A 26,557-nucleotide genomic window follows, 5' to 3' on the forward strand; every position below is an offset into this window, starting at 1 on the left:
CTCCTAATATTTTGGTAAGGCCGCATAAGTAACGGAACGGAAATGTCCATGAACACAAAAAACACCCGTCCCGCAAAGGGACGAGTGATTGCACCCGTGGTTCCACCCAAATTCGATTCCCGGCTAGCAGGAATCCTTCGTCAGCATGGAGATAACGGCCATGAACCGGCGGTTCTTACTATCCCTGGCAGGTTGTCGGCTGCCCAACAGCACTTGGGAGTTCATAACCGCAGCTACAAAGGGGTAGATGGATTACCGGATACCGGAGGAAATCACAGCCTGAAGTTTCCTCTCTCTGAAGCGGCCCTAAAAGTAATCATCCATATCTTTGTCAACGCTGATAACGTGAATCTTGTGTAATTATAATTCTCTCTCCAGCCTTCCGTCAAGTCAGTCCCTGTATTTATCATCCGCAACACCACCACCAGCAAGTAGAAAGATGATCTATAGCGTGAAACATATAAATCCTTTCATTTTAAAATAGCTTAAGGGCAGAAGCCATCTTCTGCCCTGCAAGTCTATTCTTCCCGGCGTTTCCGTTCAGGCAAGCGGCCTGCGCGTTTCAAAGCCTCACGCAGCAAATATTCGATATGTCCGTTTACGCTGCGAAACTCTTCTCCCGCCCAACGTTCCAGCGCTTCGTGCAGGTCAGGATCGATCCGCAGCGGAAAGCTTTTCTTGGCCGCCATGATGAACCGTCCTTAGTACAACGAGCCGGCGTTAATGACCGGACTCGCTCCACGCTCCGACACGATCGCTACCATCAGATTGTTAATCATCGCCGCCTTGCGCTCTTCATCCAGTTCGACTACACCGCTTTCCTTCAGCTGACGGATCGCCATATCTACCATTCCGACCGCCCCTTCGACGATAATCTGCCGCGCGGACAGAATCGCTGAGGCCTGCTGACGCTGCAGCATAGTACTGGCGATTTCAGTGGAATAAGCCAGATGTGTCAGCCGCGCTTCAATCACTTCAACACCGGATAAGGAAAGGCGGTCCTGAAGCTCGGCGGCCAGTTCCTTGGCAATCTCATCCGAATTCGCACGAAGGGACATGCCCGATTCGTTAAAATTGTCGTAAGGATACCGGCTGGCCACATGCCGCAGCGCGGTCTCGCTCTGGATTTCCACAAACGCCATATATTTGTCGACATCAAACAACGCCTTTGCCGAGTTGATGACTTTAAATACAATAACTGCAGCAATCTCAACCGGATTTCCCTCCACATCATTGACCTTCAGCTTAACGCTGTTGAAATTGCGCACCCGCAGGGATACGGTCTTGCGGATACTAAACGGAATGACTGCGAAGAGTCCGCTACTGGAAATGGTACCGACATATTTGCCGAAAAAGGTTACCACGACCGACTTATTAGGCTGCACTACCGTAATACTCGTACATAGCACACCCGCAATGATGAACAGAATAACCGGGACCACAGCATAGTCATATGCTGCACCGTAAATCCCCCCTGCCAAACAAATGGCAATAAGCGCAATAACCAGAAAACCACTAACTGGACGCAATGTTTTTTCTTTCATGAAAGGCACCTCCATAAGATATGTATTTGATATGATTATGATATCACTTATGGATATTGTTGTAAACTAAAAATATCACTGCATTCCCTCTGATTTTCTCTTATACTAAATAATCTATCTAAAGTCATAGCCATACGATTAATGGAGAAGGATGTGGAACACATGAGTGTTAAGGAACAAGTACTGGATATTATCAAGGCATCGGAAATGCCGCTCAGCGCAGGCGAAGTTGAAAAACTGTCTGGTCTGGAACGCAAAGCCATCGATAAAGCCTTCACCGAGCTGAAAAAGGAAAATGCGATTGTCTCTCCGGTCCGCTGTAAGTGGGAAGCTGCTACCAAGTAATATCCCAAAGAGGCCCGTGCAGCAGTAAAATGCACGGGTCTCGCCATTTACTGGTCATCTATCCAGCGTTAAGTTTATAAATTCTTATATTTTCAAAAAAAAGAGCTCCGCTGCCATCCAAAGATGACGCGCGGAGCTCCTTTTTGCATTTGTTACTTTATGCTGGATTCAAAGCTTAGGAAGCCTTCTTTTCCAGCATACGGTAAATGATTACTGCCGCTTGAGCGCGGGTTGCATCGCTCTTCGGTGCGAATTTCTCTCCATCCACCCCGTTGACAATTCCCAGCTGTGTAAGCTGAGCTACTGCATCCTGGGCGTAAGAAGCAATCTTTGACTTGTCGTTAAAGTTTGCCAGTGCTGACTTGGTATCAATTGGTTTCAATTGATCTTTAAGTGCAGCGGCGATCATCATCGCCATTTCTTCGCGGGTCACTTCACGTCCCGGTTCAAACTTGCCGTTGCCGGAACCTTTCACAATACCCGCTTTAACAGCAGCAGTGATGGCATCTGTGTACCATACTCCTTGCTTCACATCGTTAAATGAGGCGTTTGCTCCTGAAGTACTGAGATTCAGGGCACGAACCAGCATCGTTACGAATTCAGCACGCGTTACTGTTTTGTTCGGTGCGAAGTTGCTTCCGCCAACTCCCTTAATGATTCCCTTGTCAGCCAAAGAATTGATTGCTGTTTGGGCCCATGCTACTTTACCCAAATCCCCAAAAGTGGCTGCAGGCTTTGTTGTTGGAGCTGCGGTTGCAGTTGGTGCAGGTGTTGCTGACGGTGCAGGTGTTGCCGAAGGAGTTGGTGTTGCAGCAGTTCCTCCGCTACCCGGAACAGGAGTTGAAGCTGTCAGATTATTCGTAATCCGGCCTTCAATTTTTGCTGTGATTTGACCACCCTTGAAAGTATTCTTAACGTAATCGTAGAATACATCCAGGTCAATCGGACCGGCCAGGGATTCACTGGCTGCAGTCAGCACCTTATAGTTGTCGCCGCCTGCAGCCATGAAGTTATTAACTACTGCAGTATAGTTCTGAGTCATGCTGATTGGTGTTCCGTCTGTCTTGGTAAGATTAGCGATACGATCAGCAACCGGCAAATACATGTTGGCCGTATATTTCAGACCGGAAATTTGCAGTGTCTTCGTATCTGCAGTTCCATCAGCTTTGGTTGCCCATTGCTGCTGCAGCAGTGTTTTGATCTGTGCACCGGTAAGGGTCAGCTTAACAAGCGTGTTGCCAAATGGCTGGATCTTGGCCAAGTCGCCAAAAGACACATTGCCCTTTGGAAGATCAGCGCGTATACCGCCCGGATTCATAAAGGCAAAATCTGCGGAGCCTTTGCCATCGCCGAAGTTAGCTTGACGCATAGCATCGGCAATCAGGTTGCCTAGAGCGGCCTCATTATTGTAAGCATCTGTGCGGGTAACTGTCCCGTCTGTAGTACCTACAGGCAGAGTCAATTCAGGGTGCTTGGCCAGATATTTGTTAACCAGGGCCACAGTTTCTGCGTCTGGAGTCACGCCTTCCTGGAAGGTGCTGCTTACAGTTGCAGATTTGGCTTTAACGTCTTTAGTATCAGGGTCAATAACCAGTCTTATGTCTTCAAACGCCATACCGTAAGAATACGCTTGAACAATCAGCTTGTTGTTCACCACGCCATTAGCCAGCGCGTGATTGTCACCTGCTACAATTACGTCAACCGGAGAGTCTGCCGGAAGAGCCTTGGCTAAATCTGCAGCTTCTCCTGTTGTCACATCAGCTTTGGTTGATGCAGGATCATGGGCAAGGACGATAATAGTCTGAACCCCTTGGGCCTGAATCTCAGCAGCATATTTATTAATCGCTGTAACTTCCTCTTCGGCACTCAGGAATCTCACACCAGCAGTGCCTGCCGGGGATACCTTGCTTGGGGTGGCTTTGGTAACCACACCGATAAATCCGATTTTCACGCCGCCTACTTCTTTGATGACGTAAGGAGCGATAATTGGTTTTCCGGTAACTTTGTCTACTGCATTAGCATTTACATAGTCAAAATTAAGAGGTGCATGTGTAACGTTCTTATTAACGGGGTCTACGCCTCCAAAAATTTGGGCTTTTAGTGCTGCAACCCCTTGGTCAAATTCATGGTTGCCCAAAGTTCCGACATCAAACTTCATCATGTTCATCCATTCGAGCGTCGGCTTGTCGCGCTCCATTGAGGACACCGGAGCAGAAGCCCCCACAGAGTCTCCATTGTGGACAAGTAGCGAGTTCTCATATTGCGCGCGTGCTGTTTTCAGGTAAGTCGCCAAAATTGCAGCTGTACCTACAGCCTTATCGTTTACAAAAGAAGTCGTATCGAGTTGGCCGTGGAAGTCATTGATTCCAAGAAGATGAACCTTGATATCCCCGCTCAGATCCAGATTATAGATCCCGAATCCTTTGTCGTTCAGCGTGCCAGTATCAGTGATTTTGCTATCCTTGAGTAATACGGTCTTAGCCTTTGGAGAAGAGGTAAAGGTAACTTTGACATCCCCTTTAATTGGCATAATAGACCAGTTGTTGTCGGCTGGCTGGTTAACAGTGCCCGCTTCCTTAATATAATCCATCAGGACTTGGCGGTTCTCTTCCAGCGTATCAATGACCGGTGTGATACCCTTAAGGCCCGGGAAGTTCCCCCCGCCGCTCGCACGGTAATTATTAGTAACGACAATAAACTTTTGATTCATATCAAGTGGCTTATTGTTATACGTAATAGAAGATATCCGGCTGGAGGAAATGTCGTTAATCGTACCATCCGGGTTATATTTTGCATTTTTGGTCACATCAATTTTGTATTGAATTCCATCAATAACGTCAAAATTATATACGGCAAACTTGGAGTTGAGCAGTTCCTGCGGTGTGGAGACTGCCGGATCAATGCGGTTGAATGCACCCGCACTCATCTCTACCCATTCTTTTACCTTGGCACCAGTGACTTCGACTGCTTTCAGTGTGTTGTCGTAAAGATACAAGTCGCTTGCACTGCGGATAGTCAAGGGGCCAGCTTGAATTTCAGTATACTCATCCGGACCGTTACGACCTGCCTTGAATGGTGCACCTACACTGAGAATTGCTTCCCCTTTGTAACCAGCTAAAGCAGGATCTGTGTTAATCAGATTCTCAACATAACGCTTCTGGGCATAGGTTACGATCTGGACGGTCGGATCATCCTGCACCATAGCGAAATAGCTGTTCATAGGTACTTTCGTTGTACCAAGCGGTTGATTGACATAATTAATCGTAGCCTGATGATTAGCAACAACAGCCGCATCCACCTCAGCATCCGGCTGAACAGTGGCGATATTCACCTTGTTTTCTGTTTTGTAGATGGAACGTGTAGAGGACAGGGAATTAGGCTTGTCGACCATCCAATGCCCGCTATTGTTAGGGTCTGGAATAATTGCAAGATCAATCAGACCCAGATACCCGCCACCATAACCCGCCTGAACTGCCGGAACACTGTTAATCTGTCCTTTGACAGTGTCGATACCGGGCAATGCGTTGCCTGAAGCATCTTTAAACAATGCATCCAGAGACTTTACATCTGCAGCAGGGAAGATTTTATGAGTATGGGAGAACGTAATTGCATCAATGCCCGGAACCTTGCTAAGTGCATTAATATCATTCTCAGAGCCGTCTCCTTCCACTGCAGACACATCATAACCAGTATGTGCCATAGCAACAATAATATCTGCACCATCGGCCTTCATCTTGGGAACAAATTCTCTAGCTGTTGCAGCAATGTCCTTAGTGATGACCTTGCCTTCCAAATTGGCTTTATCCCAGTCCATAATTTGCGGTGTTACCAAACCAATAAGGCCCACCTTAATTATCTGTTCATTCCCGTTACTGTCTATAATTTTCTTGTCCAAAATCTTATATGGTTTGAAATAATTAACATCATTTGTAGCATCATTGTCGCCGTCGTCGACAAACACGTTTGCATTCAAAAACGGAATGCCTGAAGGATTATAAGTAGCATAGGTTGCAGAAGTTACACTTTCCAGGTAATTCAGTCCGTAGTTAAATTCATGATTGCCTAAGGTTGCCGCATCATAGTGCATAGCTTTCATGGCAGCAATCATCGGATGCGTTTGATTCAGCTTGCCTGATGCATCCGCTTGCTTCGCCATGTATGTGCCAAGCGGTGTTCCCTGAATCAAATCGCCATTGTCGAGGAGAAGATTGTTTTTACCAGCTTCTTCTGCGCGAGCATTTTTGACCAGTGTTGCCGTCCGGTCAAGTCCCACTGTCAGGGATTCAGCGCCCTTAAAGTAATCCCAACCCATCACATTGGTGTGAACATCTGTGGTGCTCATCAAGCGCAACTTCGCTGTTCCAGGAGCAGCAGTTACATTAGCGCTTGCCGCCTCTGCCTTGCTCGCCCCCAAAACCGGAACTGCAAAAACTCCGCCCAGCACTTGTGCTGCCAGAACGGTGGTCGCCAATAAGGTTGCTACCGGCTTGTTCCATCTTTTTTCTACCATAAGTCAGATATCCTCCCCATATGTTTCTTATTCCTACTTATGCTGACCGCAAGATTGTATCATATCCAAAAATATGAATCTAGCAAAAACCATTAAATCTGATTAATAGTTGTGTAAAATATCACATCACTGGCGCTTTTTTTGTTCTTAATGACGATATATGTTTACAAAAAACAAAAAAAGCGCCTATTCTCGAGGTTTTCATTAACGAAATCACTCAAGGATAGACGCCGCAAAAAAATCTTACACACAACGTTATGAATAAATAGATTTTTATTGAAGAATTAGTTCTGCATTACAAAATCATTGTCAATCTTTATATTACCGTCCTCAAAGGTCCGCAGGATATCGTAGCGCGTGTTGCGCTGTGCCGGAATTTTGCCAGCCTCGCGGATCAGCTGTGTAATGGACTCGATGTTCACTTTGTAGATAGCACCTGCCGAGGAAACCACATTTTCTTCAATCATGGTGCTGCCAAAGTCATTACAGCCATACTGCAGTGACAGCTTGCCGACTTCAGGCCCCATGGTTACCCAGGAGGACTGGAAGTTCTTGATGTTATCCAGCACCAGGCGGCTAATCGCTACCGTCTTCAGATATTCCTCGGGGGTCTGCCGATCCAGCTTCAGGTTCGTATTATCCGGCTGGAAGGTCCAGGAAATAAATGCCAGGAACCCTTCGGAATCATATTTATTCGCAATACACTCATCCTGGGCTTCGCGTACCCGCAGCAGATGAAGTGCCCGCTCCTCCATACTCTCGCCAAGGCCGATCACCATGGTCGCCGTAGTATTCATGCCTATTTTGTGAGCGGTCTGCATCACATCCATCCATTCACGCCACGAGCCTTTGAGACGGCTGATTTTGCGGCGGGTCCGGTCATCCAGTATTTCCGCACCACCGCCGGGAAGTGAGTCCAGGCCTGCCGCATGAATCTCGCGGACCACCTGTTCCAGGGGAAGACCGGATACTTCGACCATTTTCATAATCTCCGCAGGGGAGAAGGAATGCATCGTGATCTCCGGGAAACGCTGCTTAATCCCGCGCAGCAAATCCGTATAGTAGCTGAATGGCAGGTTCGGGTTGGTTCCGCCCTGCATCAGGATTTCCGTTCCGTTGACGTCGATGGTTTCCTGGATTTTTTGGAAAATCGTCTCGTCCGGAAGCACATAACCTTCCTCCGAGCCCGGTCTGCGGTAAAAAGCACAGAAACGGCAGTACACGTCGCATACATTCGTATAATTAATATTGCGGCCAATCACAAATGTAGCCAGCGGGTCCGGATGCCAGCGTTTCATGATGATGTCAGCGGCAGCGCCCATTTTCTCAATTTCGTTGCTCTCGAACAACCGAATCGTGTCCTCCAGCCCAAGACGTTCGCCCTTCAGCGTTTTGTCCAGAATCAGATCTATTGCACTCATCGTTCGCAGCCTCCTTTGTATGCCCATACTATAAGATTGGATAAATTAAATTTGTACAACATTGATATAAGCTCGTTTCTCCATCGTATCACAATCCGAACGGCTTGAAAAACCTTTACCGTCGCAGCGGGAACAATATTGAGGTTCGATGGCGTGAAACACTAATCCATATATTCTCAAAAAAACAGCAGCCTCCGGGCTGCTGCAAGTTCATTATTCGGCTGCCAAAGTCTGGCCGGATGTTTATTCCAGCTCGACCCGGGCAGCTTCCAGTGCCTGACCAAGATCTGCAATCAGGTCGTCTACATGCTCAATGCCAACAGAGAAGCGCAGCAGACGGTCATCCACACCGACCGCATCGCGGATTTCCACCGGAATATCAGCATGGGTCTGGACCGCCGGATAGGTCATCAGTGACTCGACGCCGCCCAGACTCTCGGCGAAGGCGATCAGACGGATATGGCGCAGCAGCGGCTCGACATATCTGGCGTCTTTTACCTTGAAGGAGAAGATTCCAGTGTTGCCCGAGGACTGGCGGTTCTGAATCTCATAGCCGGGATGATCGGGCAGTCCAGGGTGGAATACCTCAGCAATGGCTGGATGCTCCAGTAAATAGCGGGCCAGCTCCAGGGCATTGCTCTCATGTCGCTCCATGCGCAGAGCGAGCGTCTTCATCCCCTTCATTAGCTGGTAGCTGTCGTTCGGCGCAAGCACTGCCCCCAGTGAATTATGAAGAACCGCCATTTCTGCAGAGAGCTCGGTGCCTTTGGTTACAATCAGTCCGGCGAGGACATCGTTATGCCCCCCCAAATATTTGGTTGCGCTATGAACGATGATATCCGCTCCTAGCTCCAGCGGCCGCTGGAAAAAGGGCGTCAACAACGTATTGTCGACAATGGTGAGCAGCCCATGATGGCGTGACCATGTACAGACCGCTTCGATATCCGTAATCATCATCAGCGGATTGGTCGGCGTTTCGATAAATACAGCCTTGGTATTTGGACGCCGTGAAGCCTCCAGCCCGTCCAGATCATTCGTATCCACATAGGAAGCACTGATGCCGTATTTGGAGAGAATCCGTTCAAGCAGACGGTATGTTCCGCCATACAGGTCCAGCGAAACTACCAGATGGTCGCCCTGTCCAAACAAGGCAAACACTGTCGTCAGCGCCCCCATTCCAGAACTGCAGGCAAAAGCCGCATCGCCGGATTCCAGCTGTGCCGCAGCTTCTTCCAGCACCAAGCGGGTAGGATTCTTGGTACGGATATAATCAAACCCCGTGCTCTGCCCGAGTCTGGGGTGACGGAATGCCGTCGCGTTGTAAATAGGGTAATTAATCGCACCTGTGGCCGGGTCCTCCTGTGAACCTATCTGCGCCAATCTGCTCTCAATCCTCAGTTTCTCATCCATTGCTGCAGCCTCCTAAGTGTGTGTATGCGTAAATCTCTTCTATATATCATACAGAAATGACTTCACCGTTCTCTAAAAGGATGGTACCATTTCAGCGAGAAATAGAAGGATAATCAATAACGTGAAACCTATAGATTCTTATATTGTTAGAATACTAAATAATCGGCCTGGTCTATATCGTAAGGGGTCTCCTGGTATACATAGTAATTGAGCCAATTAGCGAATAATAAGTTGGCATGGGCACGCCAGACAGCCGGCGGTGTGCGCTGCGGGTCATCCTGCGGATAGTAGTGCTTCGGAATGGCAATGTCCATCCCTTTGGCAATATCCCGGTCATACTCCCATTTTAACGAAAATGGATCATATTCAGAATGTCCGGTCACAAAAATTTGTTTTCCGTCAAGCGTCGAAACCAGATACACTCCGGCTTCCTCGGATTCGGCAAGAATCTGCAGCTCGGGATTCGCAAGAATATCTTCACGCGAGACATCCGTGTGGCGGGAATGCGGAACATGGAACACCTCGTCAAAGCCGCGCAGCAGCTTCACGTTAGTGTGGCTCATGGTATGCGGAAAAACGCCAAAACATTTCTCTTCCAGATCAACCTTGCGTACACCGAAGTGATGATAAAGCCCGGCTTGTGCCGCCCAACAGATATGCATGGTCGAGGTCACATTATGCTTACTCCATTCAAATATTCCCTTTAGCTCTTCCCAGTAGTTCACGTCCTCGAACTCCAGCTGCTCCACTGGAGCGCCGGTTACAATCAGCCCGTCAAAGCGGCGGTCGCTGATCTCATCAAAGGTTTTGTAAAAACTCTTCAAGTGTTCTGCCGAAGTATTCTTCGAGGTATGGGAGCTCGGGTGCAGCAGCACTACATCTACCTGAAGCGGTGAATTCCCGACCAGACGCAGCAGCTGCGTCTCTGTGGTTTCCTTGGTAGGCATCAAATTCAGGATAGCGATTCGTAGCGGGCGGATGTCCTGGTGGAAGGCCTGGCTTTCATCCATTACAAAAATGTTTTCTCCGGACAAAACTTCTTTAGCCGGCAGACTGTCGGGAATTTTAATTGGCATATCAGTTTCCACTCCTTCATTGAGATGAATATAAAAAAGACCTTTCTCGGGCGAGAAAGGTCATATATCTGTTAGTCATATGTGCCTCTCTCATCTGCCAGAGAACTTGTGCCAAGCAGCCTGAAAGGCTTACCTGCAAAAGCTTCCGCAAGAATTAGCACCGTGCGTTCACACGCCGGTTGCCGGGTTTCATCGGGCTAGTCCCTCCACCTGCTCTTGATAAGATTTAGCTGTATTCAATTGAGAAAAAGTCACATAACGTTAAATGCTTTTCTTAAAATTTACTTTAAATCATGAACCTCCTTTTCGTCAAGTCCATACAATGCTAATGGGTCCCTTAAAGCCTCAAGAATTTAGCTTGAAAGACCTATACCCGGAGGTTATACTAGACAAGGGTTTCAAAGGCCCTACCTGACGAAAAGAAGAGGTGAGAGAAGAATGGAAGGCGACCCGAGTTCGCAGTTAAGCGTCCAGAAAGAGCAACCACACAGGATTAACATCAGCTTGCCGGCGGCGGGAGCATTTCTTCTTCATGCCCTCGAACCGTCATTTGGCCTCATGGATTGACCGTACCCCCGGCCAAGCTGATTTTTCCCTGTGCCTATATTAGCACAGACCCTGGAGAAGACTAGGGTCAAGAGGAGTGGAATCAGATGAAAATCCGGTTGGTAAACGCAGGGGTTTTTACACCTGTGGATGACATTGAAGAAACATTGACTGTCCCCGCAGAGGGATTTTATTGGATTGATGCGGATGTTGAGGATTTGGAGCTGCTTCAGCCTTTGTATAATCTGCATGATTTGGCCGTGGAGGACTGCCTCAGTGAAGAGGATCAGCGTCCAAAGCTTGAAATTTACGAAAGCCATTATTTTATTGTAGTTAACAGCATCCGTTTTGATGATGAAGAGATTTTCCTCCGTGCGCTCAACGTGTTTTTGGGCAGACATTTCATTATTACCGTGACCAAGCAAAAAATTCACGAGCTGCGCGTGCTGAAGCCCGTTCTGTGGGAGCAGGAAGTCAGCGAGCCGGACCGGTTCCTCTATCTGCTGATCGACCTTGTCGTAGACAACTTTTTCTCTGTCGGTGACCGGATTGAAGCGCGGATTGAGAAACTCGAAGAGGATATCCTGATGCACACCAAGAAATCGCATTTGAGCGAGATCATCGGTCTGCGCAGTGAAATTCTCTGGTTGAAGAAAATGCTGGGACCACAGAAGGAAGTTATCAACACACTTAACAAAAAAGACCTCCGTCTGATCGATGATCAGCTGCAGAAGTATTTTAGTGATATTTATGAAAATGCGGTCAAGATCTCTGAAACCTTTGAAACGTACCGCGATCTCATGGGGAACTTACGTGAAGCATACCAATCCAGTATCGCCAACCGTGCCAATGAGATCATGAGAGTCTTCACCGCCATTACCACTATATTCATGCCGCTAACGGTCATCACCGGGATCTACGGGATGAACTTTGATAATATTCCTGAGATCCATACCCGCTACGGCTACTACGGAGTCATTGCCGTCATGGTTACACTTGGCTGCGGGATGCTGGTTATATTCCGTAAAAAGGAATGGCTATGAATCATACTGGACGAATAAGCAGGACGAAGGCCCCCTATACCGCATGGTAAGGAAGCCTTCGTCTTTTTGGTTTACTTTAGAGCTTCTGCATCCGCCGCCTCTATTTGTGCGAACAATCGTTCCGCATCTCCGCGTTTACACAGCTGACGCTCAGGGTTCATTACGGCCGCCGCTCCAGAGGCGATTCCGAATTGAACGGCCCGGCGCAACGGCCAGCCCCGTTCCAGGCTGTAGACCAGCCCGCCTACCAGACTGTCACCGGCTCCCACCACACTCAGTACAGGAACTTCAGGCGCCTTGAGATGTTCACAGCCATCCTTTGTTATCAGTAGAGCGCCCTCGCCGCCAAGGGATACCAATACTACCTCTGTCCGTCCTTGCTCGATCAGTTCCAGCGCAGCTGCCCGAACCTCCGCATCACCTGTAATTGCGTGTCCTGCCAGTTCCTCAAGCTCGCGTGCATTGGGTTTGAGCAGATATACTCCTGCATCAGCAGCTTTTTGCAGCGCTTCGCCCGAGGTATCCACAATAACCTTCGCCTGCCATGGCTTCACAACGTCAATGACACGGCCATAAAAATCTGCCGGACAGCCTGGAGGCAAGCTGCCGCTAGCCACAATATAGCTCGGATTCCCGGTCAACGACTTCAATTGATTCAGGCACTGCTCCCAGTCGCCTTCAATAAACCGAGGGCCTGGCATGTCGAACCGGAACTGTTGTCCAGTGGATTCCTCCACGACAATCAGATTTTCCCGCGTCTGTCCGGAAATCGGGATTTCCTGGTGGCTGACGCCCTCCTTATCCAGCATCTCATGCAGCAGTTGTCCGTGAAGTCCGCCAGATGCATACAGAGCCAAGGACTCCCCGCCCAATCTGTGAATGGCCCGGGATACATTGATCCCTCCACCCCCCGGTTTATAGGAAGCCTCCCGGCAGCGCAGCTTATGGTCCGGCACTACCTTCTCAATCCCTGTGCTGGCATCTACGCTGGGGTTAACCGTTAATGTTACGATCATAGGGTTTCTCTCCTTATACTCGGAATACATGTATTTTACTCCAAGATACTGTATTTTCCTAAAGGGAGATCTCCAAAGGGAATGCTTCAATGAAGACACCTGCCAACAATGCTTATGAAGAAGATGACCAGACTAACTAGAAAATCGTTGCCACACCTAGTTGAACCGCCTGCCCCCGCCGGTAACGGATGCGGATTAGGCGCAGCCGCTCATAGTAGACATCCAGCCCTTCTGCAGGAGAGAAGCCTTCCCCATAGGCCTTGTAAAGGACAGGCTTCAGGAAGGTATCTCCCATAAGCTCGTAGGCGGTCCATACCTCGGCTTGCTCATCAGGGGATACATCGGCCATTTCAAGTGCAATCAACTTCTCCACGGAATATCCGTCTTTTTCCAATTCTTCTACAGCTTCAAGCACCTCACGGCGGCTCACACCACTCTGTGCCTTCAACTGCTCCATGCCAAGACCTTCCTCGATTCCCTGCAGCAGAACCCTTCGCAGCCGCAGCCGCTCCAGCTGCTTCTTGTACTTCAGCTCCTTCTGTTTGTACTGCCAAGACACAAAATGCTCCTCGTCAACGGCTTGATGCACCCAGCCCAGCGGAAAACTGTGCTCCCGCTCTATGACAGAGGTGATGCTCAGCCAGTCTCCACCGTATTGCGAGGCTTTGCCCTCGCCAACACCCGGAATTTGCAGCAGTTCCTCCGGTGTACGGGGAAGAAAGGCACTCAGCATCCGCAGCAGCCGGTTGCTGGCTAGAATGTAAGGCGCCTTCCGTTCACTGGAGGCCTTCCCCCGGCGCCAGGCGCACAACTCCTCATAGACAGATTCATTCCCATGCTGCTCGCTGAAATATTGCAGTTTCAGCTGCTCCTGATTGCGGCCTCCAGTGAGGCTATCATCATCGTGAAAGGAACCGTCAATTAGCGGCCGATAACCATCGCCCATCTTCACCGCGAGCTCATGCCGGTAAACGCAGAGCATCTCATTCCAGGAGCCGCCTTCATACCACAAGTTGTCTCCCATTTCCTCAGTGCCAGAGAATTCACGCCATCCAAGGCGCCAATGGCCTTCTTCTTCCCCGATCCAGAGCTGGGCGAATACCTCCTGATCAGCCACGGATATTCTGGACAAACGGTTCATAAATACAATTTGCATCTGCGTCCCCTACCTTTCTCATCTTACAGTATGCATTACCCAAGTGCTGACCGGATTCCCGCTTCACTGGACAGGCCAAAAGCACAGGAAAATAAAGGATGGCTGTAAGCCTAAAGCCTATAATCCTTAAATTTACACACAAAAAAGCACCTCTCTCACGATTTGCGTGAAAGAGGTGCTTCCTCTGGATGCTATACTGTTAATGCTTACAATACCTATTTATAGAGAAACAGTCAATCTCTTTTTATTCCAAGCAGAAATGGCTTAACCGCCCTCCTGCTACTCCCGGTCCAATGCCAGCTTAGCTAGTCCAAGTGCTCCAGACAGACCCGCATTATCCCCGAGCTGCGGCGGAACAATATAGCTGCCGATCGCCTCATTCAGTGCAGGATGCTGAACATAGCCGCCCAGCAGATCCTGAAGCTGTGTGTGAATCAGCGGGAAAAGCTGGCTCTGCTTCATGACTCCGCCACCCATGACAATCTTCTGCGGCGAGAGAATAAGCACGTAATTCATCAGCGCATGCGCCAGATAGTGGGCTTCCATTGCCCAAGCCGGATGATCCGCCGGCAGCTCGCCTGCCGGTTTGCCCCAGCGGGTGCCAATCGCCGGACCTGCCGCCAATCCTTCCAGGCAATCGCCATGATAAGGACAAAAACCTTCAAAAGTATCTTCCGCATGGCGGCGTACAAGAATATGTCCCATTTCAGGATGAGACAGGCCATGAACCAGCTTGCCTCCCACTACCGCACCGGCCCCAATCCCTGTACCGACTGTGATATACAGGCAACTGTCCAGCCCTTGGGCCGCACCCCACTTGTATTCTCCCAGCGCCGCACCATTCACATCCGTATCGAAGCCGATAGGTACGGAAAAATGCCCAGCAACCGTTCCAACCAGATTATATTGTCCCCAATAGGGTTTAGGGGTGGTTGTGATGTAGCCGTAGGTCGGGCTGCCAATCACCGGATCAATAGGACCGAATGAGCCAATGCCGATGGCTTCTACATTTTTCCCGGTAAAATAATCCAGCACAAGCCCCATTGTTTCCTCAGGTGTGGTTGTCGGAAAGCTGACCCGTTCGATAATCGTACCGTCCTCATTTCCAATCCCGCATACAAACTTTGTTCCCCCTGCTTCAATAGCTCCAAGTACTTTCACTGCAGCATTCTCCCTTCCCATAAACGTTCAGCCATAGACAGGCCATCCGTGTAATAAAGCGTTCTCTTCTGAAATAAAGCCTCGAATTGGACGAAGTTAAGTCGAGGGTCTTCTCCGAAATCCCATCCTCTGATAGTGCCGCGGAAAGAGCGGTATGGGTGGCTTATGCCCTTATTATACGTGGCCTGATGATATATGACAAGCGGTTGACACATCAAAAAAGAAACTAGTTAGTAGACGGAAGTCCAGGCTTCTACCACACTCAGGATCAGAGCCGATTTAGTAAAATTAAAGTAGAATAAATTCACCTCACGTTACGCATCCGCCAGGCTGGAGCGAACCGATGTGGAAAAAGTAGACTTAATCTGTGCCGTATGGCTGACCCATCACCTGTAGTGGGAAAAAGTAGACTTAATCTGGTCCAATTGATCCTAAAATGGTAAATTCGCTTGAATTAAGTCTATTCCGTCCCACTAAACTCTTTTTCGGAGCGTATATCAGCGATTTAGTTTTACTTTTTCCACTAAGGTCATGGCTTGAAAAGCTTCACCGTCCCCCAAATGTGCGAACAGTCCATTCTGGTCAGCCAAAATCACTTCTCCTTCTTAGGTATTAGCCTTATTACTGCGTGAAGCCTGTCTTTCTCCCCCGGTAGATACGGCAGGCTTCTACAAGCCGGGCTGCTGCCGGAAAATAGGAAGCCAGATGGATATGTGCATAGGCTGCCATGACATTCCCGGATACATACCCTTCCGGCTGGCTGCCGCTTCTGCCATGACTGTCATAGGCATACAGCTGTGGCTCCCCCGGCGCATAGTTCATCTGGGAATAGTGGAATTCATGACCACGCAGGCGATCCCCCTGCTTCAGCAGCAGGCAGTCCGCCCGGGCGGTTACTTCGCGGTAGCCGAGTGCAGAGCGCTTCTCCTGCATGACCGTGTCAGCGGGAATAATCCCGGCCAGCTGATGTATAGCCCCGCTGCGGTCGGTAAGACTCCGGGCCAGCACCATGTAGCCGCCGCATTCCGCATACAGTGGCATCCCGGCTGCCGCAGCAGCCCTTAGGCCATCCAGGAAGATACTATTTCCGGCGATCCCGGCGGCGAATTCTTCCGGGAAGCCGCCACCGATATAGATTCCGTCTGCTTGCGGCGGTACCCCCTCTCCACTAAGCGGACTGAAGTAAACCAGCCTTGCCCCTGCGCGGGCTAGCAGCTCCAGATTATCAGCATAATAAAAATTGAATGCCGCATCCCTTGCAATGGCTATGACCGGTGCAGAATCATATGCAGTGACAACGGCTTGGGGAGATTCCTCAGACGGATTCCCGTCGGCGGAAACCTCCTCCGGCCCAATTCTCTTTGCTGCCGGATGGCGAAGGTTAGGCGCTGCCGCAGCAATCTCCAGCAGCAGATCCAGATCGGTACCGGCCTCCAGTAGGTCTGCGGCGCGGTCGAATAACGGCTCCAGCTCACCGCGTTCGACAGCAGGCAACAGTCCTAAATGCCGCTCCGGGATATCCAGGCCCCGGTCCCGTTCAAGCCATCCGATGACCGGAATATGGCAAGCCGCTTCAATCGCCGCTTTGACTGTCCGGTAATGGCTGGCACTGCCGCAGCAGTTCACGATCACTGCTGCGATATGTACCCCTGGCTCCAGCACCTGGAAGCCTAGGACTATCGCGGCTGCACTGCGGCCCATGCTGCGCACATTGACCACCAGCAGCACCGGACTGTCCGTGAGCAGGGCAATTTCCGCCGTTGATCCGGTAAGCGCGGTCGCCTCTTTGCCGTCATACAGCCCCATAACGCCTTCAATGACCGACAGATCGGCGGCCTCCGAGGAACGCAAATAATACTCCAGCATATATTCGCTGGAAGTCATCCAGGCATCCAGATTCCGGGCCGGCCGTCCCGTCACAGCCGCGTGGTAGGCAGGATCGATATAATCCGGGCCACATTTGAAGGCCTGTACGTTAAGACCGCGCCGGGCAAACGCCCGGAGCAGTCCCAGTGTCACCGTTGTTTTGCCTGATCCGCTGCCCGTGCCAGCCACCACAAAGCGCGGACGGAGCTGTGAAGGCCGCTCCCGCTCCGCTCTGCTCTCCTCATTCATGCTAGCTCTCCTCCGCTTCGTTTAAGCTGACTCTCGCTACAGCAATGGTTGCATTGCCGCTTTTTTTCTTCTTGAGTACAAGATCACGGGCACCTGAGGACAGCAGGGCCGCCGGCTCGCAGACGCCGTAAGCTCCAGTCGCCTTGAAGACCGTCTCTGAAGGTTGCTCCAGCACGACCGTATTCAGCTGCTCCGGCGAATACAGGGCCAGCTTCCAGCCGTATTTGGCGCACAAGGCTACAAGACCGGCCTCATCCCCTTTGATCCCTGCGGTGGCAACATTGCGGACACTAAGAAGCGAAAGCCCCAGCTCCGCCAGTGTATCCCCCACCACCGTTTCAAGCTCCTCCTGGGAGGTGCCACGGTTGCAGCCGAGCCCAAGCACAAGGCTGCGCGGACGGTAGATAACGGCCCGCTCGCCCAGCGCTGCCGACTCCGGCCCGGTTAATAACCGGTCCGTGACCACGATCACCGCGCTGAACGGCGCTTCCTGCAGCTCTGCCATGCTTCCGCAGAGTCGGACATGAGCAGGCAGCACCGCCCCTGGCGGCAGCCAGCCACGTTCGCCGCTCTCCTGCAGGAAGGCCATCGCCTCCCCGTTGACCAAGGCGGCACTGACCGTTTTCATCGGCGCGAAGTGGTCTGCGCGCCAGCCGAACTCAGCACCGAGCAGATCCACGGCGAAGGTGCCCTGCACATCCGAGGCGGTAGTGATCACCGGATGGCTGTCCAGCAGCTGCGCGATCTGCAGCGTCAGCCTGTTAGCCCCGCCCAGATGCCCGGAGAGCATGCTGATGACATGCTCTCCGCGTTCGTCAATGACGATAACGGCGGGGTCGGTTCTTTTATCCGTCAGCAGAGGAGCCGTCAGCCTGACCGCCGCCCCCAGCGAAAAGAACAGAATAATCCCTTCGTACTGCCGGAACAGCTTCGGAAGCAGCTCTCTGACCGGCTCCGCGAACACCTGAAGGGCGCTCGAAGTCTCCTGCAAGTCTCCGCTGTACTTGGCATAACCATAAACCTCCGTATCCGCGAGCAGCGCTCCCAGCTTCAGCGCCAGGCGGATGCCATTTGTGGTAATAGCAACCGCCGCATACCGGTTAGCCATCGGATTCGGTTCCTTCCCGGCAGCCGTGGGTAAACGTCTTGTCATACAGTTTCGAGCGGTGCTGATCACGTTCTGTAAGCGTCGGATCAAGCGCCCATCCGGCTAGGATCATCGCATGCATGGTAATGCCCGCATCCCGCAGATCATCTGCAAGACGGGACACCGTAGTCCGCAGAATCTGCTGGTCCGGCCAGGTCGCCCGCTTCACGACAGCCACAGGTGTGTCCGGACTCCACCCGGCAGCGAGAAACTCTGCAGACACATGTCCGGCCAGTGAAGCGCTGAGGAACAGGGCTACGGTGCAGTGATGCGAAGCCAGCTGCCGCAGCTGCTCCCGCTCCGGCACCGGCGTCCGCCCTTCAGCACGGGTCAGAATCACCGTCTGCGTCAGGTCCGGTACCGTCAGCTCCGCGCCCAGCGCCGCCGCCGAAGCAAATACTGAGCTGACCCCCGGCACGATCTCATAGCTGACACCGCACGCTTCAGCAGCGACATCTGCTCCAGAATCGCCCCGTACATGGAAGGGTCGCCAGTATGAACGCGGGCTACGCTTTTACCCTTTTTCACCGCCGCTGTCATGATCTCTACCTGCTGCTCCAGATCCATTCCGGAGCTCTGCAGCACCTCGGCTCCCGGCTTGGCGCCGGCAATGAGCTCGCCGCTAACCAATGAATCTGCGTAGAGCACCACATCCGCGGAGCGCAGGATCCGGCTGCCTTTTACCGTAATCAGTTCAGGATCACCCGGGCCGGCTCCTACGATATAAACCTTTGGCTCCAAGCTCGCCTTCGTCATTTGCTCACCACCATAAGACTCAGATATTCCAGCTCATGACCCCGCAGCTCGCGTGCATCCCGCCACACCGTTTCATACGAGGAGGTCACCTTGGTGACTACAGATGCTTTTCCTTCAAGGCCTAGCTCGTCCAGCACATCCAGTACCAGGTCCAACACCTTCGCCACCTTTAAAAACACTACTGTATCATGATGCAGCAACGCCTCCTTCAGCGCCTCGCGGTCGTCCGTGGCCGGAATAATCCCCACCCGCTGATTACCGTCGGCAAGCGGCTGCTCCAACGCGGCAGCTGCCCCCAGCACCGACGAAATCCCCGGAATTGAAACAACCGGAACACCGGGATACTGCTCCTGCATCAGCCGGGCCAGATGAATGAAGGTGCTGTACAGATTCGGATCACCCTCCGTCACAAAAGCAACATCCCGGCCTAGCTTCAGCTCATTCCAGCACAGCTCTGCCGTGTGGTTCCAGCCGCTGGCCAGGAGTTCCGGATCTTTGGTCATCGGGAACACCAGGCCCAGCATAACCTTTTCGTCTGCATTGACATGCAGCTCTACAATCTCGTGGGCATAGGATTTCCCGCCCTTTTTGGTCGCCGGGTAGGCAATCACCGGACATTCCCTCAGCAAACGGCAGGCCTTCAGTGTAATCAGCTCAGGATCACCGGGACCCACGCCCACACCGTACAAGGTGCCGGTCCTGTTATCCATTTCTTGTGTTGTCATCTGCGTTTCCCTCCTATGTACTGTGTACTGCTAAGTAAGTGCTGCATCCTAATCTTTTGGGTTATTGCAGTTCTGCCTGCGGCCGCTTACCACGTAAACGGGGTTCATCCCCTCAAACCGGGTCATGCCGAGGATCGGCTTCCCCCGGGAAGCTTGAATCTGCGTCACTTCGACAGCCATTTCCTCAAGCTTCAGCGACTCCATACTGGAATAGAGCGTTTCAATCGTTATCGCTCCGATAACAAGACGCCCTCCGGGCCGCAGCCGCTGAGCGCAAAGGGTAATAATCTCCTTCAGGCCGCCTCCGCTGCCGCCGATAAACACCGCATCCGGGTCCGGCAGCCGGTTCAGGCCGCGGGGTGCTGTGTCATGGATGATCTCAAAATCAGCGCGGAATTTACGGCGGTTGGCTTCCATGTTGGGCAGGTTCTCCGCACTTTTTTCAAGGGCGTACACCTTGCCGAGGCGGGCAATCCGCGCACATTCTGCTGCTACTGCTCCCGATCCGGAACCGATATCCCAGACCACTGCGTCCTCGGATAAATTCAGCTCTGACAAGACAAAAGCCCGCACCTCGCGCTTCGTGATCAGGCCTTTCTCCGGACGCCGCTGCTGGAAGATTTCGTCGGGATAGGCAAATCCGCGGCGCACTTCACGGACGGCCTCCGGCTTGCGCCGCAGGATCACCACGTTCAGCGGAGCAAAGCTCCCTTTTTTCAGCTCATCAAGCTCCCAGAACCGGCAGACCTCCTCTTCCCCGCCCAGCCGCTCGCAGACAAACGCCTCATATTCCGTCATTCCAAACTCGCATAAATAGGCTCCTATGACTGCAGGGCTGTTGACCTCATCGGTCAGTAAAGCGATTTTGCGCTTACCGTCGATCCGTTGGGCCAGGCCCCGTATCGGACGGCCGTGCAGACTGACCAGTTCCGCGTCCTGCCAGCTGTCCCCAAGCCGGGCAAACGCCAGCTGCACACTGCTGTAATGCGGAATCACCTCGACATGCTCCGGGCCGAATCTGCGGACCAGATACCCGGCAATGCCAAAAAACAGCGGGTCTCCCGAAGCCAGCACCACGGCACGGCGCTCTTTCCATACTTCCTCCAGCTTGTCTGCAAAGGCCTTCAGGCCGTTCTTCAGAACAATCTTTTCCCCTTGGTAGGTGTTAAAAAAAGACAGCTGCCTCTCCCCGCCGAGCAGTACTTCGCTTCTATGTACCTTGCTCAGGCTGTCCGGGGTCAAGCCTCCGGCTCCGTCCTCACCGATACCAATAATATATATAATTTCAGCCACGGATCTCCGTCCTTCCCAGCACCCGGCCCTTCATGGTGATCAGCACCATCTCCACCGTCATGCCGCCGTGCACATGCTCCAGACAATGCCTGCAGGCATGCAGGCACAGCTGCTCAAAAAAAACGCCATTCCCGGCCTCCGTCATGTAGTCCACAACCTGTGAGGCTGTATTGGCTCCGGCAATCTCCGCCACCTGTTCGCAATCTGCCCCCGACTCCGCTGCAATCCTGGCCAGAAAACTGAAGTCGACCGGAGCATGTTTGGAGTGAATCAGCATGGCGCCCTGCGCGACCTTCGAATACTTACCTGCCATTCCTACCAGCGTAACATTGCGGATTCCGAAGGCCTTGGCGTGTTTCAGAGAGTAGCCGACATATTCCCCCATCTGGATAAAAGCTTCCTCCGGAAGCGCTTCGAACATCGCCATAGCATATTTTTCACTGCTGCCGCCGGTAGTCAAAATTATCTGTTGGTTTCCCATTGCCGCAGCGACTGAAATCGCCTGCACCACGCTTGCCTTATAGGCTTCGGTGGAGAACGGCGTCACCACGCCGCGCGTGCCCAGGATGGAAATGCCGCCGAGGATGCCAAGCCGGGGATTCAACGTTTTCAGCGCAATGGCTTCGCCTTCCGGCACACTGATGACCACCCGCAGCCCCCGGGCGGCACCATGCTCCTCGAGCACCTCGGATACCTCCTCCAGGATCATGCGGCGGGGCACCGGATTAATCGCTGCTTCCCCAACCGCCACCGGCAATCCCGGCTTGGTCACTCTTCCCACACCTTTGCCGCCATCTATCTCTACGCCGGGTATATCGCTCCAGCTTACAGCTGCCTCAATCCTGGCCTGATGTGTCGCATCCGGGTCATCTCCGGCATCCTTTACGATTGCACAGAATGCCGAGTCCATGCCGCTGCGCCCGCCCCCCGTCAGCTCGAACGTATGCCGGTAACCGGCGGGCAAATTGATCTCCACGCGCTGAGGAACTTCGCCCGTAATCAGCAGAAGTGCTGCGCCTTTGGCGGCTGCGGTAGCACAGGCCCCCGTCGTATAGCCCCGGCGCAGCGGCACCGGGGGATCACCTTTCCCCAAATCCGCGCTGGGCGTACTGCCCTGCAAATCCAGTGACTCTTGTTGTCCCATGACCTGAATGCCCCCTTTCTCTGCTGCATTGGAGTATTTTCACCGCCGCTCTACTAGCCCTGTTTTTGTGATTCTGCCGCTTGACGGACGGCCAGCAAGCTGAGTGCATTGACTGCTGCAACCACAACCGTACTGCCGCCCTTGCGTCCGATGTTAGTGATATAAGGAATATCCAGCTTGCGAAGCTCATCCTTCGACTCGGCGGCAGATACAAACCCGACTGGCATGCCGATCACAAGTCCCGGTTGTGCAGCGCCTTCTTTGATTAGACGGATCAATTCCAGCAGCGCCGTTGGCGCATTGCCAATCACATAGATTCCGCCTGGTGCTTCGGCGCAGGCTTTGCGGGTGGCGAGGATGGCGCGTGTTGTCCCTTCCGCCTTGGCAGCCTCGATCACATCCGGATCAGAGATATGTACCCTGACCTCGCCGCCATATTTGTGAATCCGCTCCTTGGCAATCCCGGCTTCCACCATACGCACATCTGCAATAATGGGCTTCCCTTCCAAAATAGCGGAAATTCCCGCCTCCATCGCCCGGGGATGAAACACCAGACTCCGACCCAGTTCAAAATCGGCAGAAGCATGAATGATCCGCTGCACGACCGGGTACTGTAAAGGGCTAAATTCATGCCCCCCCAGCTCCCGGGTTATCATTTGAAAGCTCAGGCTTTCTATTTCCTGCGGCTGCACCGTAAGCGGCTTAAAACCCGTGCCAAACTCCATAGCTATCCCTCATTTCTTAATACAAGCTGTAACCGCGGAGACAATCGCTTCAAAGGACTGATACACCCGGCTGCTATCTCCGAAAGCCGTTTCGGGGCGTGCAATCAAAATGACGCAGATTCCCATATCGAGCGCCGCACAAACCTTCTCATCGAGGGAACCTTCGGCTCCGCTCTCTTTTGTAACCATGACTTGTGTGCCGTACTGTCTGTACAATGCTTCGTTCAGTTCACGTGAAAAGGGTCCCTGCAGGGCAATGATGTTGCGCTGCTCTATCCCAAGGGAGAGGCATTTCTGTATATTTTCCAGACAAGGCAGCAGTCTTACTGTCAGCCGGATCGCAGAATCACCCAGCAGCTGTTCTGTAAAAATCTCTAAAGTTTTGCCGCCGGTTGTCAGCATAATAGAGCCTTCCAGCTGCTTGGCCCTGCGGGCAGCCTCTTCATAGGAATGCACAACAATTAATCGTGGATGCTTGTCATAACTGACGCTGCGCCGCTCATACCGCAAATAGGGCAGCCCAAGCGCAGCAGCAGCTCCCATCGCATGGGCATGCGCCTCCTGTGCAAAGGGATGGCTTGCATCGATGATGGCGCTGCAGCCGTTCTCCCGCAGACAGGCGATCATTCCTTGTTGATCCAGCCTGCCGACACGGGCCGGAATGGCCGCTGCTTCAAGGCGTTCCGCACCGCTTACCGTCACGACGGATGCCAGCAGCCTAAACCCTTCACGGGACAGGGTCAGCGCCAATTCACGGGCATCACTGGTACCACACAGCATAAATATCATCGCGGTCAACGCACCTTTGGAGCAGTTGCCAGGTGCAGCACATCCCGTGAAACATCAGACGGGGTCAGGGTATCCGCCGCCTCTACAGCCGTAGTTGCAGGTTCACCTACTGTTGTCTCATGGTTGTGTACATGATGATCATGTGTGTGATCGTGCCCGTGATGCCCGCCATGATGCCCTTGACCGCATTCGTGCCCGTGACCACATCCATGACCTTCTTCCCCATGGGAGCCGTGATTATGCCCCTCTTCACCATGGTGATGGTGGTGATGAATAGATGCTTCATCGCGGTATTTACAATTGTCGCAGTTGGCTGCGGTCCGGCCTGCTACAGTCTCATCAATCCGATCCAGCAGCATGTCGGACAGCAGCGGATGTGAGCCTAGATAGGTCCCTGCCTCTACTTCAATCTCCGGGTGAGCTTCAGTAAAATCGTTCACCGTTTCGCTGAACTGCTTCATCAGCACCCCAGTGAACAATAAATACGGCAGCACGATGATTTTACGCGCTCCAAGTGCCAGGCACCGCTCCAATCCTGCGTTCAGCGAAGGCTTGGCCATGGCAATAAAGCAGGCCTCGACGCTTTTATAGGAGGTTCTTTCCCAGAGCATCCGTGTAAGTTTGCAGAGGTCACTGTTCGCATCCGGGTCGCTGCCTCCCCGGCCCATGACCAGCACAATAGTATCTTCATCCGGTACCTTGACCTCTTCCTCTGACAGCCCAGACGCCGTTACCAGCAGAGACGATGCCGATATCGGCCGCAACAGCGGCATAGCCCCGGCGATCCGGTCCATCAGAATGTCTACCGCTCTCTCCTGCACGCCAAGGGGACGGCCATATATAAATTCCACACCCGGATATTTCAGCTTCGCTTGATCCAGAGCCATCGGAATATCCAGCTTGGAATGTCCTGCCGCGAACAAAATAATCGGCACCACATAGACCTTACCGGCTCCTCCACGCACACATTGATCTATCCCTTCGGAAATGGAGGGGGCCGACAACTCGATAAAGCAGGTTTCAATCGTAAGCTCCGGCCTGCGGGCAGCCAGCAAGCTGGTGAAATTCCGCAGCTCCTCATTCCCCTCTTCCACACGGCTGCCATGTCCTACTAACAGCACAGCCGTTCTCCGGCGGGAACTTTCCGGGTTCTGCAGATGCTTGTGTTCAGCATGCAGTATGCTCTTCGAACTTGTGAAGTTCACAGCAATTCCCCGGCCCATCCGTTCAAAAAAAGTATAAAACCGCTCATTCGGATAGCCTTGCGCACAGTATTGTTCCACAACCGCTGTTACAGCGGCTATCGCTTCCTCTTCGTTCATTCCCTCACGGACCCGTGTGCCCGCATGAGCGGCACGTCCGGTTTTTTTGCCGCCAAGGTATAGCTCAAAGCTTCCTTTGGAATAGATAAGGCCGATATCCTCCAGCACTGCCGAGTTGCAGGCCATCCCGCAGCCAGTTACGCTGATCTGCAGCTCTCTAGGCGCAGACCTGCCGTTCAGCTGTTGAAATAACCGTTCTGCCGCTGTCCGGGCACCTTCTTTTCTCAAGTTACAAAAGCCACAGGTTGTCACCCTCACGTAGTCGCCCGGAAGCGAGTCGTTCAGCCCTGCCGCTGCGAGCCCCTTCACTTGTGGTGGATACCCGCCTATCTGCACCGCTCCCGCGTTCACTGCATCCGTTTCACGTTCTGCTTGCACTTTCAGTACCGGACCAGCCAAGGTCTGCCCGATAGTGGAAGCTTCACCGCCTGCCAGTGCCGCCGCCAGCGACCAAGGCTCCGCTGAGGTCCGCAGCCGTTCATGCGGCTTCAATACCTGCGCATCTGCGCCAAGGCTGTACTTACGCCCGTAGCCGCGTGGTGTAACCAGGAGGCCTTCATAGACCAATGTGGCGGAATTGCCGACGATCACCGTTGAGAGCATGCCGATCTCATAATTCAGCATATCCTGGAGCGTCGTAACGATGGTCTGCTGACGGTCGCGGTAGGCGCTTTTTACGATCCCGACCGGAGTGGCAGGATCCCGGTAACGGAGCAGAATCTGGCGGGCCTCTTCAATCTGGCGTGTACGCTTCCCGCTGCGCGGATTGTAAAAGGCAATTACGAAGTCCGTGGCTCCCGCCGCTTCTACACGTGCCGCAATGCTCTCCCAAGGGGTAAGATGGTCACTCAGGCTGATGGTGCAGGAGTCGTGCATAATCGGTGCCCCCAGCAGTGAGGAGCAGGATTGAATGGCCGATATACCCGGGATCACTTCGACCTCTACACCTGTGTCAGGGTTCCAGCCCCGTTCAATCAGCACTTCGCAGACCAGCCCCGCCATTCCATATACACCCGCGTCTCCGCTGGAGATGACAGCAATGGTCTGCCCGGCTTCGGCCCGGCGAACCGCTTCCTGGGCCCTGCTGACCTCCTCGGTCATGCCTGTACCGACAACTTCCTGATGGCGCAGCAGCGGCCGGATCAAGTCCACATAAGTGCTGTAGCCGATCACGGCCTCACTTTCTTCCAGCGCTGCCAAAGCGCGGCCCGTAATATGCTCCATAGCTCCGGGCCCAAAGCCGATAATCAGCAGCTTTCCTAGTTTGTTCATTCATGTTCCCCCGTTCGTGTGTGACGCTTTTCAACTGCTTC

The 26,557-nt window shown here is 52.5% G+C and carries 20 protein-coding genes, 2 pseudogenes and 1 riboswitch; of the genes and pseudogenes, 3 read left to right on the forward strand and 19 right to left on the reverse strand.

Features of this window, described 5'->3' with window-relative positions; translation table 11 throughout:
• Positions 1-48 precede the first annotated feature (48 nt).
• Positions 49-360 (forward strand): hypothetical protein, encoded by a 312-nt coding sequence (locus tag ACTJKB_RS06235; RefSeq protein ID WP_440832520.1) that lies wholly within the window; start codon positions 49-51, stop codon positions 358-360.
• Between the two features lie 158 nt (positions 361-518).
• Here ACTJKB_RS06235 and ACTJKB_RS06240 read toward each other — a convergent pair whose 3' ends face one another.
• On the reverse strand, positions 519-689 hold the full coding sequence (locus ACTJKB_RS06240) for a toxin-antitoxin system HicB family antitoxin (protein WP_074109682.1): 171 nt from the start codon (positions 687-689) through the stop codon (positions 519-521).
• 12 nt (positions 690-701) lie between these two features.
• Positions 702-1,544: an SPFH domain-containing protein gene (locus ACTJKB_RS06245; protein WP_440832522.1), complete on the reverse strand. Its 843-nt coding sequence runs from the start codon at positions 1,542-1,544 to the stop codon at positions 702-704.
• A 162-nt stretch (positions 1,545-1,706) separates the two neighbouring features.
• Between ACTJKB_RS06245 and ACTJKB_RS06250 the strand changes: the two genes are divergently transcribed.
• On the forward strand, positions 1,707-1,889 hold the full coding sequence (locus tag ACTJKB_RS06250; RefSeq protein ID WP_440832524.1) for a transcriptional regulator: 183 nt from the start codon (positions 1,707-1,709) through the stop codon (positions 1,887-1,889).
• Positions 1,890-2,064: 175 nt separating this feature from the next.
• On the opposite strand, the gene ACTJKB_RS06255 is transcribed toward ACTJKB_RS06250, so the two are convergent.
• From ACTJKB_RS06255 to metA, 4 genes are all read right to left on the reverse strand, one after another.
• Positions 2,065-6,399 carry a bifunctional 2',3'-cyclic-nucleotide 2'-phosphodiesterase/3'-nucleotidase gene (locus ACTJKB_RS06255; protein WP_440832525.1) on the reverse strand — a complete coding sequence of 1,445 codons (4,335 nt, stop codon included), beginning with the start codon at positions 6,397-6,399 and terminating at the stop codon, positions 2,065-2,067.
• A gap of 284 nt (positions 6,400-6,683) precedes the next feature.
• Positions 6,684-7,820, reverse strand: coding sequence for a cyclic dehypoxanthinyl futalosine synthase (gene mqnC / locus ACTJKB_RS06260; RefSeq protein ID WP_440832527.1), 1,137 nt, complete (start codon positions 7,818-7,820; stop codon positions 6,684-6,686).
• Between the two features lie 243 nt (positions 7,821-8,063).
• On the reverse strand, positions 8,064-9,230 hold the full coding sequence (locus tag ACTJKB_RS06265; RefSeq protein WP_440832528.1) for an aminotransferase class I/II-fold pyridoxal phosphate-dependent enzyme: 1,167 nt from the start codon (positions 9,228-9,230) through the stop codon (positions 8,064-8,066).
• Positions 9,231-9,376: 146 nt separating this feature from the next.
• A complete protein-coding gene (metA, locus tag ACTJKB_RS06270) occupies positions 9,377-10,306 on the reverse strand; it encodes a homoserine O-acetyltransferase MetA (protein ID WP_440832530.1) in 930 nt (309 codons plus the stop codon).
• 87 nt (positions 10,307-10,393) lie between these two features.
• Positions 10,394-10,532, reverse strand: a riboswitch (SAM riboswitch).
• A 427-nt stretch (positions 10,533-10,959) separates the two neighbouring features.
• Here metA and corA point away from each other — a divergent pair.
• Positions 10,960-11,895 carry a magnesium/cobalt transporter CorA gene (corA, locus tag ACTJKB_RS06275; RefSeq protein WP_074084643.1) on the forward strand — a complete coding sequence of 312 codons (936 nt, stop codon included), beginning with the start codon at positions 10,960-10,962 and terminating at the stop codon, positions 11,893-11,895.
• A 71-nt stretch (positions 11,896-11,966) separates the two neighbouring features.
• Here corA and ACTJKB_RS06280 read toward each other — a convergent pair whose 3' ends face one another.
• From ACTJKB_RS06280 to cobJ, 13 genes and pseudogenes are all read right to left on the reverse strand, one after another.
• Entirely contained in the window at positions 11,967-12,911 is a 945-nt protein-coding gene (locus tag ACTJKB_RS06280) for a 1-phosphofructokinase family hexose kinase (protein WP_440832531.1), read from the reverse strand.
• A 136-nt stretch (positions 12,912-13,047) separates the two neighbouring features.
• Positions 13,048-14,067 carry an HRDC domain-containing protein gene (locus ACTJKB_RS06285; protein ID WP_440832533.1) on the reverse strand — a complete coding sequence of 340 codons (1,020 nt, stop codon included), beginning with the start codon at positions 14,065-14,067 and terminating at the stop codon, positions 13,048-13,050.
• Between the two features lie 279 nt (positions 14,068-14,346).
• Complete coding sequence (locus tag ACTJKB_RS06290) at positions 14,347-15,228, reverse strand: ROK family protein (protein WP_440832534.1); 882 nt, start codon at positions 15,226-15,228, stop codon at positions 14,347-14,349.
• 621 nt (positions 15,229-15,849) lie between these two features.
• Positions 15,850-17,343, reverse strand: a complete 1,494-nt coding sequence (locus ACTJKB_RS06295; protein WP_440832535.1) for a cobyrinate a,c-diamide synthase — start codon at positions 17,341-17,343, stop codon at positions 15,850-15,852.
• A gap of 1 nt (position 17,344) precedes the next feature.
• Entirely contained in the window at positions 17,345-18,451 is a 1,107-nt protein-coding gene (locus ACTJKB_RS06300) for a cobalt-precorrin 5A hydrolase (RefSeq protein ID WP_440832755.1), read from the reverse strand.
• A pseudogene (gene cobM / locus ACTJKB_RS06305) lies at positions 18,444-19,246 on the reverse strand (precorrin-4 C(11)-methyltransferase). Before cobM ends, ACTJKB_RS06300 begins: the two are co-directional and overlap by 8 nt.
• Complete coding sequence (cobI, locus tag ACTJKB_RS06310; RefSeq protein WP_440832537.1) at positions 19,243-19,971, reverse strand: precorrin-2 C(20)-methyltransferase; 729 nt, start codon at positions 19,969-19,971, stop codon at positions 19,243-19,245. The pseudogene cobM and the gene cobI overlap by 4 nt, the downstream one beginning before the upstream one ends.
• A 48-nt stretch (positions 19,972-20,019) precedes the next feature.
• Positions 20,020-21,264, reverse strand: a complete 1,245-nt coding sequence (gene cbiE / locus ACTJKB_RS06315) for a precorrin-6y C5,15-methyltransferase (decarboxylating) subunit CbiE (protein WP_440832538.1) — start codon at positions 21,262-21,264, stop codon at positions 20,020-20,022.
• Positions 21,257-22,408 (reverse strand): cobalt-precorrin-5B (C(1))-methyltransferase, encoded by a 1,152-nt coding sequence (locus ACTJKB_RS06320; protein ID WP_440832539.1) that lies wholly within the window; start codon positions 22,406-22,408, stop codon positions 21,257-21,259. Before ACTJKB_RS06320 ends, cbiE begins: the two co-directional genes overlap by 8 nt.
• Positions 22,409-22,461: 53 nt before the next feature.
• Entirely contained in the window at positions 22,462-23,133 is a 672-nt protein-coding gene (locus tag ACTJKB_RS06325; RefSeq protein WP_440832540.1) for a precorrin-8X methylmutase, read from the reverse strand.
• A 9-nt stretch (positions 23,134-23,142) separates the two neighbouring features.
• A complete protein-coding gene (gene cobK / locus ACTJKB_RS06330) occupies positions 23,143-23,922 on the reverse strand; it encodes a precorrin-6A reductase (protein WP_440832541.1) in 780 nt (259 codons plus the stop codon).
• A 5-nt stretch (positions 23,923-23,927) separates the two neighbouring features.
• Positions 23,928-25,622: a CbiX/SirB N-terminal domain-containing protein gene (locus ACTJKB_RS06335; RefSeq protein ID WP_440832756.1), complete on the reverse strand. Its 1,695-nt coding sequence runs from the start codon at positions 25,620-25,622 to the stop codon at positions 23,928-23,930.
• Positions 25,623-25,688: 66 nt separating this feature from the next.
• Positions 25,689-26,516: pseudogene (cobJ, locus tag ACTJKB_RS06340) on the reverse strand (precorrin-3B C(17)-methyltransferase); the annotation flags it as partial.
• Positions 26,517-26,557: the final 41 nt, after the last annotated feature.

This window comes from Paenibacillus sp. 22594 (assembly GCF_052044425.1).
Taxonomy (GTDB): domain Bacteria; phylum Bacillota; class Bacilli; order Paenibacillales; family Paenibacillaceae; genus Paenibacillus_AQ.